The sequence below is a fragment of the Nocardia sp. bgisy134 genome (genome assembly GCF_965341865.1).
Lineage (GTDB): Bacteria > Actinomycetota > Actinomycetes > Mycobacteriales > Mycobacteriaceae > Nocardia.
On record NZ_CBDQZP010000026.1, the window covers coordinates 1 to 15,139 of the forward strand.

The following is a 15,139-nucleotide window of genomic DNA, read 5'->3' on the forward strand; positions in this document are numbered from 1 at the left end:
CAGATATATCTCATCTATGATCACACGGTCGGCGGGAGGGCCATGCGGGAGGCAAGCGGCCGACTTTCGAGCAGCCACGATCTAACGAGTCAGAGGGGAATGACATGTTCGAACGTCTGGCCATCGGCAGTTGGGTTGCCACGCAACGGGGTTGCCCAGTACGAGCCGCATCTGATGACGACGACGGAGACAGCGTAACGCTGATCTTCGGACCGTCACACGGGAGCGAGTTCGAGCTCTCGCTGGATCTCGGGACCTTGGGTGAAGTCGTTCGCTTGGGTGCCCGCGCGCTCACCCAGGCAACCCGAACAGTCGATTCAGCCCACGTATCGCTTCACGCGTCAGTGGATCCGCTCGAGATCAATCACGCCAGCATCGTTCCTAACGATGCAACGTCAGCAATCGAAGTCGTAGTCGCCCGGGATCCCGACGGGCCGACCGAGATACAGGTTTTCGTAGACGGATCCCCGAGAACGGTTACCGAGTACCACGTCGATCCGGGGGCAGGATGGACATGGACCGACTGGACGCGCGCTCGGGACCGCAATCTCGCAAACGCTTCGCACGCCGTCCGTGCAGCGCTCAGGGAGGTCTACGCGAATCCGCCAGGCGGTGAGTACATCAGTGACCGCGGCAGTGCGAGCTGGCTCGACGACGCAGAGGGCGACGGCGGAGAGCACGAAATCACCGCGTAAGAGTTCGCTGTCTGCATCCTTATCCATCTAGCTCAGATTCGTTGTCACGATAGTGACTGGCGAGCCCGCTAACCGGTCCTCAATGAGGTGGGGACTGCCGCAACCAGGAGCGGTGGCTAGCTCAGTTCGAAGCGGCCACGTCGGGTATCGAGTGCTGCCCCGATCAGCTTTCGCGCCGCCTCGCCCGTAACCGACTGCCGTGCAAGAGTGTCGAACGCCCGTCCGTAGAGGGCGATCTCCCGAGGTTGGGTGACGGTCAGTTCGGCGGTGATCGCTTCGACAAGGACGATCTTCTGATCGAACATCGAAAAGTTCGTTGGCGCGAACGGTATCCCCGCAGTCGCGGGCACGATCCCGAGCGTGACTCGGGGTAGCCCGGTCACAGCAAGCAACCGGTCCAGCTGCCCGGCCATTACACCATCGGCACCGACCGTTGTGTACAGCGCTTGCTCTCCTACTAGGAAGTGGAACCGGCGGTTCCCTCGGTACATGAGTTGTTGACGCTCCAGACGTTTCGCGACACCAACCTCTACATCGTTGGGTGTCTGGTAGAACGTGCTCACGTTCTGGAGCACCACCGCCGCGTACTCGGCAGTCTGGAGAAATCCGGGAATGAAGTGCGGGTTGTATACCCGGATGATCTGAGCCATCTCGGTCAGACTGACCAGGGCATGTTGACGCTGCTTGGTGCCTACACCGAGCACCTTCCGCCATTCGAGATAGGCGGTTTCGATGTTATGGCGGGTAGCGAGTAGGTCCGACAACTGGTCGTTGTTGCCGGTGTGGTGGCAGTAGGCGCGAATATCGTTGTCGGATGGATTGATCCGCCCGTACTCGATCTTCGGCACCTTGGTTTGATGCCATCCGTTTCGCCGGGCCAGTTCGGCGCCGGATAAGCCCGCGGCAAGGCGAAGCTCCCGGAGTCGGCCCCCGAAAGCTTCGCGCTGTTGCTGGATCGAACTCGTCACGTGGTGACGTACTCCGCGTACGGCGTCGCCAGGTCCCACAGCCGCGCTTGCACGCCCCGGCAGTACTCCGCGATCCGTGGATCGGTGGTAACCGCAGCGCCAGCCGGTCTGCCGTTGGCATCGGACAGATTGAAAGCGACATGTTCGTCATCGAACAACCACCAGTCATCTGGTGGGACTTCCCCGGCGAGATGGCGGGGCAGATACCGGATGTCTTCCCCGGATTCGATGTTCCGGCCCGTGATCGACAGTAGCCAACGGTGGTAGCCGCTGAGTGGCACGGTGACAACGCGGACCCGGCTCACGGATACGCCTCGGTCCGCGGTCTCCCGCATGAGGCCATGCCACGGGACAGGCGGCTCATCCGGTGGTGGGTCTCCGTCGAGGAACGCTCGCAGACGGTTGTTCTCGGCAGGCTCGGCGTACGAGTCCCGGACCTCGAGATGGAACGCGCTGCGTCGGAGCCCACGGAACCATTCCGGCCAGGGGTCACCGTCGACCAGTAGCACCGTAGAACGTCCTCACTCTCTTCTTGACCTCGATTGCCGTCTCATCGTCTGCCAGTTCGAGCTGTGCCAGCGTCTCAGGCTCGGTCACCGGTCGGCCCGACAGGGTGAACGTGCCTCGACCGGTGTCCGTCATGGTCGCACCGATGAACGTGTCTGGCTCGACGAATCCCGTTAGCATATGTGGGATTTCGACTGTCCCGGGCTCGTCGGTCTCCCATCCCTGGATCAAGTAACCGTGGTCGGTGGCGTACAGAGACGGGCATCCATTGGCTTCGCTTCCGCCTTTGCCAAGGAACGTAAGTCCCATGTCAGAGTCCTCCTGTCAGTTATGCACATGCATGGCATCGACAGATCCGAGTCTGACCGAAGAATGCCGATTGCGGGCTGGTATCCATCGATCCGTGCATTCCTGTGCATAGGCATGGACCCGAGACGCCGCCCTTTCGTAGCTTCAATTCCGCACGTGGCACCGGGTGAGTTCCAGTCACTAGGTCATCGGTAGGCGGCTTCCCCGGTGCCGGGTGCTGTCAATGGGAACAGGAGGGAAACCGTGTCGTTGGTGAAGCGCACCCCCAAGGCCAATCGCCCGTATCCGATGCCGGTTGCCCGGCCTGAGGATCCGGCGCGTAGCCGAAGCATCGACGCAGTGGGAACCGCCGAAGCGGTCGGCATGAGCGAGGTAATCCGGCCGATGCTGGAAGCGCTCTCAGCGCGTGCTGCGGTCCGCTCGCTCACGATCCGGCGTGTGAACCGGCCGCCGTATGGGTGGGAGATGTCCAACGATCACCGCGTCGTCTGCTCTGGGTCCCTGGACAGGCTCGCGGAGTGGCTGAACGCGGCAGAACGTCAGCCGTGATTGTGTTCGGTTGGGTTGTCGTGATCGGGCTACCGCTGGCGGTGACGGTCGGAGTGATCGTGTGGCCGGACCGGATTCCGAAGGGCCGCATCGCGAGAGAGATCCGCGAGCGGATCGAACGCAAGGACACGGGCGGGACGAAGCCCGACGCGTCACGGAAGACCTGATCGGTTGCGGACCGGTCAGGCTATTCAGAATGGAGACAACGTTGCTGTACAACACTTCTCGGCTTGTTGCGATAGCTGCGATGCTGGCCTCTGCGTTGGTCTTCAACGCGGGACCGGCCACCGCCGCACCGATCCAAGCGAAGAAACCTATATGCGACAACGGCTTCAGCCCATGGACCACACCAACGGTTTTACCGCCCAAGATTGAAGGCTACGGGTGGGCTGAATGCGATATGCCGACCGATGGCGACCCAGGTCTCACCCACGTGTACTACCTCACCATGCAGCGCCGTAACGCATCTGGCGGTTGGGATTCTGTGGGCGAGCATATCCGCACCAGTCTCGTCCCTTGGGCCCGCCAGACATACACAGCCAGCGCCCCATGCTCGGCTGGATACTGGCGGATCTTCTCGTCGGTGATGGGTACTATCCAGGGCAGGCAATACGGTCCCATCGAAACCGCGTCCGAAGCGCGGGCCGTCACAGCCGCCGAGTGCGGATAGAGGGGATGACATGGGTCTACCGAATGGACGACGTTACGCCGACTACATCGGCCCGGTCAGCATAAGCGCCCGGGTGACCGGGGTTGTCCGCGCGCTGGCGCTGACACTGCCACGTCGGCGGAAGCTGCATCCGCATGACACCGGTGGCGGGTACCAGGGCGTTCGCCGCGAGTTCGGTCGGTGGGTCGTACGACCCATGACTGGCCCTGGCTCGCGTCGTTGGGTTAGCAAGCCGCATTACGCCAACCGAGCCATTCCCCGCAACGATCTCAAAGCAGCCGAGGACTGGATGCTCGAGCGCCTCGGAATCTGACACTTCAAACGGCCATCGGCTGCGATCGAAGTGGACCCCGGTTTTCGCCGGGGCCTACGCAGTTATGCGCGCATCAAGGACATCGCTTGTCCCAAGGGTAGCCAACCTACGTCGCCGGTTCGAGGGTCGACTTAGTAGCCCTCACTAGCCGATCGGTGCATGGTGCACCCCGGGTGAATGACGCAGGTTCGCTCACGAATCCGTGACTGGCGAGGGTGAACATGGCACACTCCACACGTGGATCGTGGGGTGAAGCTGGAGCTCGAGTTGCGCGAGATGATCTTCGATCATCTCGCCCAGCAGGTGCAGGAGAAGGGTTCGTTGCACCGCGACGAGCTGTCCGCGTTTCCGCTCGAGGGTGGACCACGTCGTCTCATCGACCAGAACCGCGGCATCTGGAATCCCCGCGATCTGATGGCAACATTGTCGATCGTCTCGAATCCGAACAGCCCCTATGCGGATGAGGAGATCGGCGACTCCATGTTCGTGTACTCGTACCGAGCCGGAAGCACGGACGGCGACAACGCGAAGCTACGGAGAGCACACGAACTGCAACTGCCGATCATCCTCCTTCGATGGATTCGTGCAGGAATCTATGTTCCCGTGTTTCCTGTTTACGTCATCAACGACGACAAGGCGCGGAAGCGGTTCTTACTCGCGCTGGATAAGGATCTTGCGGAAGTTCCGGACCCGGACAACCTGAGTCCCCTGGAGCGGCGCTACACGCGCCGCCTGGCCAAACAACGACTGCACCAGCCCGAGTTCAGGGGAAGGGTTCTGGTTGCATACGACAATCGCTGCGGGATCTGCGGTCTCGGATACCGCCAACTGTTGGATGCAGCCCACATCATTGCAGACAACTACGAGCACGGGACGCCTGAAGTAACGAATGGCCTCTGCCTCTGCAAGATCCACCACGCCGCGTTCGACGCAAACCTGCTCGGCATCTCCCCCGACTTGGACATCGTCATCGGACCGAGGCTGATGAACGATCTCAGTGATGGACCGATGCTGCGACACGGGTTTCGCGAAATGAACGGCAAGCGACTAGTGCCGCCACCTCGACGGCGCGACCAGCCCTCACGGGATCGATTGAAAGAACGGTTCGCGTCTTTCGAGGCCGCCAGCTGATACCAAACCCGATCCGGCGGTGCGGACCGGACATCGCAAAATCGTCAGTTTGTTCGCGGCTCACTCATCGCTGACTGGTAGAGACGAGACCAACCACTCAGCCCTGGCATACAGCTCATCGAATGTCACTACTTCCGGCTCTACGAGCTGCCGACGGAAGAGTTCGAACGATCGGAACTTGTCCTGATGCTCCCCGCCGTCCGGGCCGACGAATTGAGACAGCTGACCTATGACCACATACGAACGCGGGCGCAGGAGATAGGTGAAGCGCCCCGGAAGATCGCTTCCGTCGGGAGCCTTGTCCTGCAGCCGCTCTTGGAGTTCCAAGACGGCGCGGTGAACCGTACCTTGCGACTGCGCCACTGCGCCCGACAAGGCCGTGGAGGGCGCCCAACAGCCAGAACGATATTTTGAACCCAGTAGACCCGTCTTGTGCGTCTTGAACTCGCCGAAAACCATCGATCGAATCCGACCGGATGTCCGCATGAGGGCATCCACCCGCTTGCCGACGCCGCCAACAGTGAAGCCCGCCACGACCTGTTCGAGGCTCCTGTCGTCCCACGAGGTCAGAAGTTGTGCGCCGACAGAAAGCCCAAAGATCCAGGGATTCTCATCGAAGAAGTTCTGCCAGACAGCCTCTGCTTTGCCCGATGCTGTGGCCGCGGCCTCCGCGTCGAAGAAGGCGTCGTCGGTAAGCAAGCGATGGAATCGATCGACCTGCTGCCTGCGATGAGCCATGGCCACGACATCGTGTGCTGCCTCGTCGTCCTCGATCAGCTTCCGGAAGAGAGCTGGGTTCGCTCGGTACGCCGCGATGAGCCGCGCCTCGTCCCTGCCAACACCTGCTGGCGCCACGAAACCGAACGCCTTACAAAGTATCTCGAAGAGCTCGGCGCCGCTCTCTCGGTCGAGCTGGAGCGATTGACTGCTCTTACGATGCGACGCGCGGTGCTCAGACCCGAATGTCGTCAGATGAAGCAGCGGCGAATCGTCGGCATCCTCGATCACCTGCCACTCGCACTCAACGCGGTTATCCAGTTTATGCGGCCGTACTTGTTGGCTATTCGGAAGAAATCCCTGAATTCGAGCCATGTCTGGACAATCCCCTCGCCGCGCCTCGACACCCCCTCCGAGACCAAAGCGAGCACCACACTGCTGGACGATTGTCCTGCAATGCCGAGTTGCTGTCAACGAATATTTCGACGGTGGACCTGAAATGCGCTCGATACCAGTCGATTTGACACAACACGAGGGCGCTTAACGGCGCCGATTCGGCTGACCTTACGCAGGGAGTAGGCGGCTGATCACTTCGGTCAGCTGACGCACATTGCGGCATTCGTGCATCGTCACGTGATCCGCGTAGGTCAACGCGGCGGAATCCCCCGTGGCCCACGACCGGGCCGGTTCCGGGTTCAACCAGTGGGCGTGTTTGGCTCGGTCGGTCATCGCCTCCAGGGCCGGGAGGTTGGGGTCGGTGCGGTTGGTGCGGGCGTCGCCGAGGATGAGGAGGGAGGTGCGGGGGCCGAGGGCTTCGAGGTGGGTGTCGGCGAAGGTGCGGAGGGCTTCGCCGTAGTTGCTGCTGCCGAAGCGAGAGACGTTCGCCTCGCGGATGATTCGGGTGGAGAGGCCGGGCTGGGGTGGTTCGCCGGGGGTGAAGAAGCCGGTGATCTCGTCGCAGGTGTCGATGAAGCCGAAGCTGCGGACTTTGCTGAATTGGTCTTGCAGCGCTTGGACGAGTTGGAGGGTGAATTCGGCGAAGCCGGTGACGGAGCCGGAGAGGTCGGCCAGGACGACGAGGTCGGGGCGGCCGTGTTTGCGGGCGCGCAGCACCGGGTTGACGGGGACGCCGCCGGTGGCCATGGAGCGGCGCAGGGTGCGGCGCATGTCGATCTGGCCGCGGACGGCCTTGCGGCGGCGGGCGGCGAGGCGGGTGGCGAGTTTGCGCGCCAACGGGTTGACGAGGCGGCGCATTTCGGCGAGGTCTTGTTCGCGGGCGCCGAGGAAATCGATCCGGTCGGTGGCGGTGTCGACGCCCCGGCGGGCGATGTAGTCGGTGCCGCGAAGGTCGGCCGAGCGCAGGCGCGCCTCGGTTTGTACGGCGCTGCGGAAGGCACGCAGCCGACGTTGCGCCTCGATGGTCTGGACGGCGGAGTCGAGTTCACCCGCGCCGCTCATGCCTGCGACGATCCGGTCCAGAAGTTCTTCCGGGCGAAGGGCTTTCATGGTCTGGTATGAGGACCAGCCCGCTCCGGAGGCGGTGGTGACCGGTCGGGAGGGTTGACCCGCCCCGCCCACTCCGCCGTAACCGCCTAGCTCGGTGAGTGTTTGGCGGGCGAGTTCGGCGAGGGCGGCCTGATCATCGGTGGCCAATGCGGCGGTCAGACGCTCGCGCAGCGTGTCGATGGATTCGGGAACCGTTGCGGGCGTTGGCCGCTCGGCGGTCAGGAAGTAGAGGTCGAAGAGTTGGTCGAAAACGGCGCGCTGGCCGTTGCGGCGGAGCAGACAGGCGGCCAGACCCGAACGCAGGCGGTCGCGGTTCTCGATGCCGAGCGCGACGATCGCCGCCGCGGCGTCGACGGTTTCGCTGGGTCCCGCGTGGATGCCGTGTTCGCGCAGCAGGCCGACGAAGTCGACGAGACGGTCTGTCAGCGTCTCGTCGGAACCGACCCGCAGGTCACGGTGGGACGGCGCGCTCACCATAGAGCCCTTTCCCCGGACCACCCGAGGCGCGACCTACCGCTGCCGCACCGACGGTCTCGCAGCTGGACGACACGAAATCCCCCACCGACGAAGGCGATTCGACAATTGCCCAGCTGCGGGACAACGCATTCGAGGCCGGGTCCCTTCATCGTCCGTCGCGCTCCGCGTCCGACAACGCCAGCTTCTCGACCGCGATGCGGTGGTCCGACTGATACTTCAACAGCACACCCAGTGTCGAGCGCACAACGCCGTTGGTCAGGTTCCGCGCCCCCAGCGCCACGAGCGTCTTCGCCCAATCGACGGTCTCGGCGATCGACGGCGATTTGCGCAGCGGCAGTTCGCGCAGCGCGCCGACCACCCGCACGATCGGCTCGCCGAGCGCCTCGTCCAGCTCGGGCACCTTCATCCGGACGATCGCGCGCTCGAGTTCTGCCGTCGGATAGTCGATGTGCAGGTAGAGGCAGCGCCGCTTCAGCGCTTCGGAGAGGTCGCGGTTGGCGTTGGAGGTGACGATGACGAACGGCTTGCGCACCGCGGTGACGGTGCCGAACTCGGGGATGCTGACCTGGAAGTCGCCGAGCACCTCGAGCAGCAGCCCTTCGAGTTCGACGTCGGCCTTATCGAGTTCGTCGATGAGCAGGACGGTGGGTTCGGGGTTGCGGATGGCGGCCAGCAGCGGGCGGTCGAGCAGGAACTCCTCGGTGAAGACGTGATCGCGCGTGCGGTTCCAGTCCTCGCTGTCGGCGGCGGTGATGCGCAGCAGCTGCTTGGCGTGGTTCCACTCGTAGAGGGCGCGCGCCTCGTCGATGCCCTCGTAGCACTGCAGGCGGATCAGTTCGGCCTGGGTCGCCGCGGCGACGGCCCTCGCCAGCTCGGTCTTGCCGACGCCTGCGGGACCCTCGATCAGCAACGGCTTGCCGAGGTGTCCGGCGAGGAACACGGCCGTGGCGATATCCAGGGACGGCAGGTAACCCGCCGCGGTCAGACGCCGGGTCACCTCGTCGACCGAATCGAAGAACTTACTCATCGGTAGCCAGTGTAGAAGGACTCTTCGACGCCGCTCGCTCGACCGCCGAACCGCGCACCCGCGACGGGCTCGGCTCGGTCTCACGCCTCCGGTTCGGCGGCGACGACGCGTCCGGTCTCGATCGCCTCGAGCAGCGCCTGGTGATCCTCGAGGGTCTGGTCCGCATACGCGAGGGCGAACGCCGCCATCGCGCGATCGAACGCATCACCGGTCCCGAGATACGCGGCGATGGCGACGCGATCGCCGGAGCGGGCGTGGGCACGCGCCAGGCTGTATCCGCACAGCGTGGCGTACTCGGTCAGCGCCGCGAAGGGCATGTCCTCGATCACCGCGGAGCCCTTCATGTCTCGCAGCTGACGCCAGTAGTAGTGGCGACCCTCCGGCCCGGTGGCCCAGCCGAGGAAGATGTCGCTGGCGGCCTGCATGAGTCGCTGCCCGTGGACCACCCGGTGGCCTTGGTGCCGGAACTGGCTCTTCGTCAGATGCGGGCTCAGCACCGACTCCTGGGCCTCTTTGACCTGGAGGAACAGCGGACCGGAGGTGTCGCGGTCGACGAGCAGGCCGATGAAGCATCTGGTGCCGACGCTGCCGACGCCTACCACCTTGCGGGCGACCTCGACCAACCGGTGCCGGTCCAGCAACACCCGGCGCTCCTCGGGCAGGCTGCGACGGTAAGCGGCGAATACCGACGAGACCGCCTCCTCTTCCGCCGGTTCGAGGGGCGTGAGCAACGGCGGACGGTGCCGGATCCGGACGCGACCGTCGGCGCCGGGCTCGGTGAGCTTCTCCAGCGCTTGCAGGCTGGTGCGGGCGCGCGCCGACGCCAGCGTCCGTTCGACGCCCTTGCGCCGCTTGGGATTGCGCACCACCGCCGCGACAGCGTCGGCGTTGACCTGCTGGTACCAGACCGTCATGCCGTCGAGCGCGGCGAACCGGAGCATCGCTTCGCGGTAGCCGCGGGCGGCGGCAAGCACGGCTTGCTCCGCGTCGACGTCGGGGCGGCCGTTGGCCCGGGCGGCGACCGCGATGCTGGCGGCCAAGCGCTTCACATCCCATTCGAACGGACCCGGCAAGGTCTCGTCGAAATCGTTCAGGTCGAACACCAGCGAGCGTTCCGGCGAGGCGAACAGGCCGAAGTTCGACAGGTGCGCGTCACCGCACAGTTGCACGGTCAACCCGGTGTTCGGGGACGCGGCCAGATCGGCGGCCATGATGGCGGGCGCGCCGCGCAGGAACGGGAACGGCGCGGCGGCCATCCGCGCGTAGCGAATGGGAACGAGCTCGGGGACACGGGTGGCAGCCTGGCGCTCCAGCGTGGTAACCGGATCGATGCGGTCGGCCGCAGATTGCCAGGCGCCGAGCGCGGAACGCGAGATCCGTTTGCGCGCCGCGCGTCCGAGCTCGGCGGCGGCCGAATCGGCTGACACCACAGACAGGGTTGTCATTTGCCCAGTCTGGCGCGTTGCGACGGCCGTGGCAAGGCTCGAGAGGCATCGTGGCGAGTCGGAACCGATTCGCGGGGAACCTTACACGCCGGGTCCATTGCCAGATAGTTGCTATTCGCGGGGTACAGGCACTGAGACGAGGTGAGCGCTCCGAACGCACGGGACGACGCGGCCGGTCGGCGGATACGTCTGCGGCGCAACGAGTACGCCAGGGCGGTCCGGTACAACCCCGGCGTCACACTCAGGGGATCCCCCCATCGGGGTAGTACTTCGGACTGAAAGTCTTCTCGAATGCCGATCTCCCAGTGACGTTTCGGCCCGAGTGGTGCAGAGTGTAGGCGTGCGGTCGCCCGCACGGCGGTATGTCCAGGGGGTCGCATTCCGGCGACGACGACGGCACGTCATGTCCCGACCCGTTCGCCCAGCTCAGGCGGACGTATCTCCGCGAGGGGATGGCGAACGAGCAGTTCGCCGCAGCGTGAAAGGATTGATGTTGTCCACCACAAGCAAGTCCGCGACCGGACGGATGCTGGCCCGCGTGGCCGTCGCAGGCGCGGTCGCCGCAATACCTTTGGCCGCCTTGGCCGTACCCGCAACGGCCGAGCCGGGCGCCCCCACCCTCACCGAGGTCCGCCACCACCCCAAGGATTGCCACGGGGACTGGGGCTGGGATCTCTGGGACAACGACTGGAACCGGTGGAACCAGTGGGATCGTTGCGACGGCTGGCACGACAACGGCTGGCACGGCAACGGTCACTGGGGCTGGCCGCGCGGCGTCTTCTTCGGCAGCAGCTAGACGCACAGCACCTGATAACAGAACGGCCCGGCACCTCGAGGTGCCGGGCCGTTCTGTGCCGCAACGATTACGCGGTCTCGGTGATCGGCCGGTCGACCCAGCTCATCAGGCCGCGCAGCTTGGCGCCGGTGACCTCGATGGGGTGCTCGGCGTTCTTCTTGCGCAGACCCTCGAGCTCCTTGTTGCCGCCCTCGACGTTGGCGACCAGGCGCTTGACGAAGGTACCGTCCTGGATGTCCTTGAGGATCGCCTTCATCCGCTCCTTGGTGTCGGCGTCGATGACGCGCGGACCCGACAGGTAGCCACCGAACTCGGCGGTGTCGGAGACGGAGTAGTTCATCCGCGCGATGCCGCCCTCGTACATCAGGTCGACGATCAGCTTCAGCTCGTGCAGCACCTCGAAGTAGGCCATCTCCGGCGCGTAACCGGCCTCGACCATGACCTCGAAACCGGTCTTCACCAGCTCCTCGGTACCACCGCACAGCACGGCCTGCTCACCGAACAGGTCGGTCTCGGTCTCTTCCTTGAAGGTGGTCTTGATGACGCCGGCGCGGGTGCCGCCGATGCCCTTGGCGTAGGACAGCGCCAGCGCCTGGCCCTCGCCCTTCGGGTCCTGGTCGATGGCGATCAGGGCGGGAACACCCTTGCCGTCGACGAACTGGCGACGCACCAGGTGGCCGGGGCCCTTCGGCGCGACCATGCCGATGGTCACCTCCGCCGGGGGCTTGATCAGGCCGAAGTGGATGTTCAGGCCGTGGCCGAAGAACAGCGCGTCGCCGTCCTTCAGGTTCGGCTCGATGTCGTTGGTGAAGATGGACGCCTGCGCGGTGTCGGGCGCCAGCACCATGATCACGTCGGCCCACTCCGAAACCTCGGCCGGGGTACCGACGGTCAGGCCGGCTTCCTCGGCCTTCGGGCGCGACTTCGAACCCTCAGCGAGACCGACGCGGACGTCCACGCCGGAGTCGCGCAGGCTCAGCGAGTGCGCGTGGCCCTGGCTGCCGTAGCCGATGACAGCGACCTTGCGGCCCTGGATGATCGACAGGTCGGCGTCGTTGTCGTAGAACATCTCGACTGCCACTTGGTTGGTTCCCTTCTAGTGATTCTTGATAGGTCTGTTTGTCCAGCGCGTCGCGGTGCTAGCGCGTTGCAGTAATTGATTTCGGCCCGCGGCCGACAGCGACCACACCGGACTGCACGATCTCGCGGATACCGTACGGCTCGAGCATGCGCAGCAGCGCGTCCAGCTTCGACCGGGTTCCGGTCGCCTCGACGGTCAGCGCGTCGGGCGAGACGTCGATCACCTTGGCGCGGAACAGCTGCACCGCCTCGATCACCTGGGTGCGCACGCTGGCGTCGGCGCGCACCTTCACCAGGATCAGCTCGCGCGCCACCGAGGCGTCGGCGTCCTGCTCGACGATCTTGATGACGTTCACCAGCTTGTTGAGCTGCTTGGTGACCTGCTCGAGCGGCAGGTCCTCGACCGTCACGACGATCGTCATGCGCGAGATCTCGGGGATCTCGGTGCCGCCGACCGCGAGCGACTCGATGTTGAACCCGCGGCGCGAGAACAGGCTCGCCACCCGCGCCAACACGCCCGGCTTGTCCTCGACGAGGACGCTCAGGGTGTGGGTGCTACTCATGCCTGCCCCTCGCTGACGCTCGGTGCCGGCATGCGTAGCGCACGCTGGCACATGATTCGTTCGCTGCGCTCACTCACGCCTCGGTCCCCTTGTTCTTCTCGTGCGACATCGCCTCGTGGATGACGGCGGGCTCGGCGGCCTGCTCGTCCTCGTCGAACAGCGGCCGGATGCCGCGCGCGGCCATGATCTCGTCGTTGCTGGTGCCCGCGGCGACCATCGGCCACACCTGCGCGTCCTTGCCGACGATGAAATCGATCACCACCGGACGGTCGTTGATGGACTGCGCCTCACGGATCGCGGCCTCGACGTCCTCTTCCTTCTCCACGCGAATGCCGTGGCAGCCCAGCGCCTCGGCCAGCTTGACGAAGTCGGGGATGCGCAGGGTGTGCGTGCCGAGGTCGGTGTTGGAGTAGCGCTCTTCGTAGAAGAGGGTCTGCCACTGCCGGACCATGCCCAGGTTGCCGTTGTTGATCAGCGCGACCTTGATCGGCACGCCCTCGACGGCGCAGGTGGCCAGCTCCTGATTGGTCATCTGGAAGCAGCCGTCGCCGTCGACCGCCCACACTTCCTTGTCCGGCGCGCCCATCTTGGCGCCCATGGCGGCCGGGACGGCGTAGCCCATGGTGCCGAGACCACCGGAGTTCAGCCAGGTGCGCGGCTTCTCGTACTTGATGAACTGAGCGGCCCACATCTGGTGCTGGCCGACGCCCGCGCAGTAGATCGCGTCCGGACCGGCCAGGCGGCCGAGCGCGTCGATGACGAACTCCGGCGACAGCGAGCCGTCCTTCGGCGGGGTCCAGCCGAGCGGGTACTGCTTGCGAATGCCGTCCAGGTAGGCCCACCACTCGGTGAGCTCGAGCAGCGGCGCCTCGCCCGCGGCCGGATCGGACTTCAGCGTCTCGATCAGCTCGGTGATGACCTCGCGGCAGTCGCCGACGATCGGGACGTCGGCGTGCCGGTTCTTGCCGATCTCGGCCGGGTCGATGTCGGCGTGGATCACCTTGGCGCCGGGCGCGAAGGAGTCCAGCTGGCCGGTGACGCGGTCGTCGAAGCGGGCGCCGAGGGTGATCAGCAGGTCGGACCTCTGCAGCGCCGCGACCGCGCCGACGGTGCCGTGCATGCCGGGCATGCCCATGTTCAGCTGGTGGCTGTCCGGGAACGCGCCGCGCGCCATCAGGGTGGTGACCACCGGGATGCCGGTCAGCTCGGCGAGCTCCAGCAGTTCGGCCGAGGCGTCGGCCTTGATCACGCCGCCGCCCACGTACAGCACGGGGGCCTTGGACTCGAGGATCATCCGCGCGGCCTCACGCACCTGCTTGCCGTGCGGCTTGGTGACCGGACGGTAGCCGGGCAGCCGCATCTCCGGCGGCCAGCTGAAGGTGGTCTGCGCCTGCAGCACGTCCTTCGGGATGTCGACGAGCACGGCGCCCGGCCTGCCCGAGGCGGCCAGGTAGAACGCCTCGGCGATCATGCGCGGGATGTCGACGCCGTCGGTGATCAGGAAGTTGTGCTTGGTGATCGGCATGGTGATGCCGGAGATGTCGGCTTCCTGGAAGGCGTCGGTGCCGATCAGGCTGCGGCCGACCTGGCCGGTGATCGCGACGATCGGCACCGAGTCCATCTGGGCGTCGGCGATCGGCGTCACCAGGTTGGTCGCGCCGGGACCGGATGTGGCCATACACACACCGACCTTGCCGGTCGCTTGCGCGTAACCGGTGGCCGCGTGACCCGCGCCCTGCTCGTGGCGCACCAGCACGTGGCGGACCTTGGTGGAGTCGAAGAGCGGGTCGTACACCGGGAGAATCGCGCCGCCGGGAATGCCGAATACGGTGTCGACGCCGAGCTCCTCGAGCGAGCGGACGACGGACTGCGCGCCGGTGACCCGCTCGGGCGGGACCTGGCGGCGGTTCGCCGCGGTCGTCGAGTTGCCAGCGGGCGATGCCTGCTGAGTAGCCGAAGGCGCTGACCTGCGGGCCGAGGGCCCGGGCCGTGCGGTTGGTGCGCTCACCGTCTTCGTTTCCTAACTTGTCGTTCTTGACCCCGGACAACACTGCTGTGCTTGACACGACCGGTCTTCGCGACCCGCCGCGCCGGAAAATGCCCGAACACAAAAAAGCCCCCGACCAGCGCTAGCTGTTCGAGGGTGGCGCGTCGCAACGCGAGCTGACGTATTCGACCTAGGTAGTCAGGCTCAACGCTGGACGCGCCGGCCGAGTACGAGCAACTCGTTTCGATTCACGCGCACGACGTTAAGCGGGCGTGAAGCGATGAGTCAAACAGATGACCCAGTGCATCCCATTATGTGGGACTCCAGTGGTTGCTTGTGTCCGATTACCAGGATGCGAGGATGGTGGTGTGTCATCACCGCATCAGTCCGTGCCACCGG

General features: G+C 65.2%; 16 protein-coding genes. 6 read left to right on the plus strand and 10 right to left on the minus strand.

Annotated elements, in window-relative coordinates; translation table 11 throughout:
• Window positions 1-104 precede the first annotated feature (104 nt).
• Window positions 105-695: a hypothetical protein gene (locus tag ACRWNM_RS32770; RefSeq protein ID WP_431972031.1), complete on the plus strand. Its 591-nt coding sequence runs from the start codon at window positions 105-107 to the stop codon at window positions 693-695.
• 116 nt (window positions 696-811) lie between these two features.
• Here the strand turns inward: ACRWNM_RS32770 and ACRWNM_RS32775 are convergent, their stop codons facing one another.
• Genes ACRWNM_RS32775 through ACRWNM_RS32785 form a run of 3 tightly spaced genes read right to left on the minus strand, consistent with a single transcriptional unit; the run spans window position 812 to window position 2,479 of the window.
• Complete coding sequence (locus tag ACRWNM_RS32775; RefSeq protein WP_431972032.1) at window positions 812-1,663, minus strand: helix-turn-helix domain-containing protein; 852 nt, start codon at window positions 1,661-1,663, stop codon at window positions 812-814.
• Window positions 1,660-2,172 carry a DUF6879 family protein gene (locus ACRWNM_RS32780; protein ID WP_431972033.1) on the minus strand — a complete coding sequence of 171 codons (513 nt, stop codon included), beginning with the start codon at window positions 2,170-2,172 and terminating at the stop codon, window positions 1,660-1,662. The genes ACRWNM_RS32775 and ACRWNM_RS32780 overlap by 4 nt, the downstream gene beginning before the upstream one ends.
• Window positions 2,153-2,479: a hypothetical protein gene (locus tag ACRWNM_RS32785; RefSeq protein ID WP_431972034.1), complete on the minus strand. Its 327-nt coding sequence runs from the start codon at window positions 2,477-2,479 to the stop codon at window positions 2,153-2,155. Before ACRWNM_RS32785 ends, ACRWNM_RS32780 begins: the two co-directional genes overlap by 20 nt.
• Window positions 2,480-2,722: 243 nt before the next feature.
• Here ACRWNM_RS32785 and ACRWNM_RS32790 point away from each other — a divergent pair, with 243 nt between their 5' ends.
• From ACRWNM_RS32790 to ACRWNM_RS32805, 4 genes are all read left to right on the plus strand, one after another.
• Window positions 2,723-3,028, plus strand: coding sequence for a hypothetical protein (locus ACRWNM_RS32790; protein ID WP_431972035.1), 306 nt, complete (start codon window positions 2,723-2,725; stop codon window positions 3,026-3,028).
• Window positions 3,025-3,195, plus strand: a complete 171-nt coding sequence (locus tag ACRWNM_RS32795; RefSeq protein ID WP_431972036.1) for a hypothetical protein — start codon at window positions 3,025-3,027, stop codon at window positions 3,193-3,195. Before ACRWNM_RS32790 ends, ACRWNM_RS32795 begins: the two co-directional genes overlap by 4 nt.
• Before the next feature lie 29 nt (window positions 3,196-3,224).
• Window positions 3,225-3,698 (plus strand): hypothetical protein, encoded by a 474-nt coding sequence (locus ACRWNM_RS32800; protein ID WP_431972037.1) that lies wholly within the window; start codon window positions 3,225-3,227, stop codon window positions 3,696-3,698.
• A gap of 562 nt (window positions 3,699-4,260) precedes the next feature.
• Window positions 4,261-5,142, plus strand: coding sequence for an HNH endonuclease (locus ACRWNM_RS32805; protein WP_431972038.1), 882 nt, complete (start codon window positions 4,261-4,263; stop codon window positions 5,140-5,142).
• Window positions 5,143-5,202: 60 nt separating this feature from the next.
• Here the strand turns inward: ACRWNM_RS32805 and ACRWNM_RS32810 are convergent, their stop codons facing one another.
• The 4 genes from ACRWNM_RS32810 to ACRWNM_RS32825 form a co-directional block, all read right to left on the minus strand.
• A complete protein-coding gene (locus ACRWNM_RS32810; RefSeq protein WP_431972039.1) occupies window positions 5,203-6,234 on the minus strand; it encodes a Shedu immune nuclease family protein in 1,032 nt (343 codons plus the stop codon).
• Between the two features lie 189 nt (window positions 6,235-6,423).
• Window positions 6,424-7,839, minus strand: a complete 1,416-nt coding sequence (locus ACRWNM_RS32815; RefSeq protein ID WP_431972040.1) for a vWA domain-containing protein — start codon at window positions 7,837-7,839, stop codon at window positions 6,424-6,426.
• 148 nt (window positions 7,840-7,987) lie between these two features.
• Entirely contained in the window at window positions 7,988-8,869 is an 882-nt protein-coding gene (locus ACRWNM_RS32820) for an AAA family ATPase (RefSeq protein ID WP_431972041.1), read from the minus strand.
• Window positions 8,870-8,949: 80 nt separating this feature from the next.
• Window positions 8,950-10,314, minus strand: a complete 1,365-nt coding sequence (locus tag ACRWNM_RS32825; protein ID WP_431972042.1) for a DUF2252 domain-containing protein — start codon at window positions 10,312-10,314, stop codon at window positions 8,950-8,952.
• Window positions 10,315-10,804: 490 nt separating this feature from the next.
• Here ACRWNM_RS32825 and ACRWNM_RS32830 point away from each other — a divergent pair, with 490 nt between their 5' ends.
• The gene (locus tag ACRWNM_RS32830) at window positions 10,805-11,110 is read left to right on the plus strand and encodes a hypothetical protein (protein ID WP_431972043.1); all 306 of its coding nucleotides are present in this window, start codon (window positions 10,805-10,807) and stop codon (window positions 11,108-11,110) included.
• Between the two features lie 67 nt (window positions 11,111-11,177).
• Here the strand turns inward: ACRWNM_RS32830 and ilvC are convergent, their stop codons facing one another.
• The 3 genes from ilvC to ACRWNM_RS32845 form a co-directional block, all read right to left on the minus strand.
• Entirely contained in the window at window positions 11,178-12,179 is a 1,002-nt protein-coding gene (gene ilvC, locus ACRWNM_RS32835; RefSeq protein ID WP_431972105.1) for a ketol-acid reductoisomerase, read from the minus strand.
• 70 nt (window positions 12,180-12,249) lie between these two features.
• Entirely contained in the window at window positions 12,250-12,753 is a 504-nt protein-coding gene (gene ilvN / locus ACRWNM_RS32840) for an acetolactate synthase small subunit (protein WP_067832673.1), read from the minus strand.
• 73 nt (window positions 12,754-12,826) lie between these two features.
• Entirely contained in the window at window positions 12,827-14,761 is a 1,935-nt protein-coding gene (locus ACRWNM_RS32845) for an acetolactate synthase large subunit (protein ID WP_431972044.1), read from the minus strand.
• Window positions 14,762-15,139: the final 378 nt, after the last annotated feature.

Excerpts from the sequence above, each read along its gene's own strand:
- ACRWNM_RS32800 (WP_431972037.1), top strand. The coding sequence starts at position 3,225 with ATGGAGACAACGTTGCTGTACAACACTTCTCGGCTTGTTGCGATAGCT.
- ACRWNM_RS32830 (WP_431972043.1), top strand. The coding sequence starts at position 10,805 with ATGTTGTCCACCACAAGCAAGTCCGCGACCGGACGGATGCTGGCCCGC.
- ACRWNM_RS32810 (WP_431972039.1), bottom strand. The coding sequence starts at position 6,234 with ATGGCTCGAATTCAGGGATTTCTTCCGAATAGCCAACAAGTACGGCCG.
- ACRWNM_RS32770 (WP_431972031.1), top strand. The coding sequence starts at position 105 with ATGTTCGAACGTCTGGCCATCGGCAGTTGGGTTGCCACGCAACGGGGT.
- ACRWNM_RS32825 (WP_431972042.1), bottom strand. The coding sequence starts at position 10,314 with ATGACAACCCTGTCTGTGGTGTCAGCCGATTCGGCCGCCGCCGAGCTC.
- ilvN (WP_067832673.1), bottom strand. The coding sequence starts at position 12,753 with ATGAGTAGCACCCACACCCTGAGCGTCCTCGTCGAGGACAAGCCGGGC.
- ilvC (WP_431972105.1), bottom strand. The coding sequence starts at position 12,179 with ATGTTCTACGACAACGACGCCGACCTGTCGATCATCCAGGGCCGCAAG.
- ACRWNM_RS32820 (WP_431972041.1), bottom strand. The coding sequence starts at position 8,869 with ATGAGTAAGTTCTTCGATTCGGTCGACGAGGTGACCCGGCGTCTGACC.
- ACRWNM_RS32785 (WP_431972034.1), bottom strand. The coding sequence starts at position 2,479 with ATGGGACTTACGTTCCTTGGCAAAGGCGGAAGCGAAGCCAATGGATGC.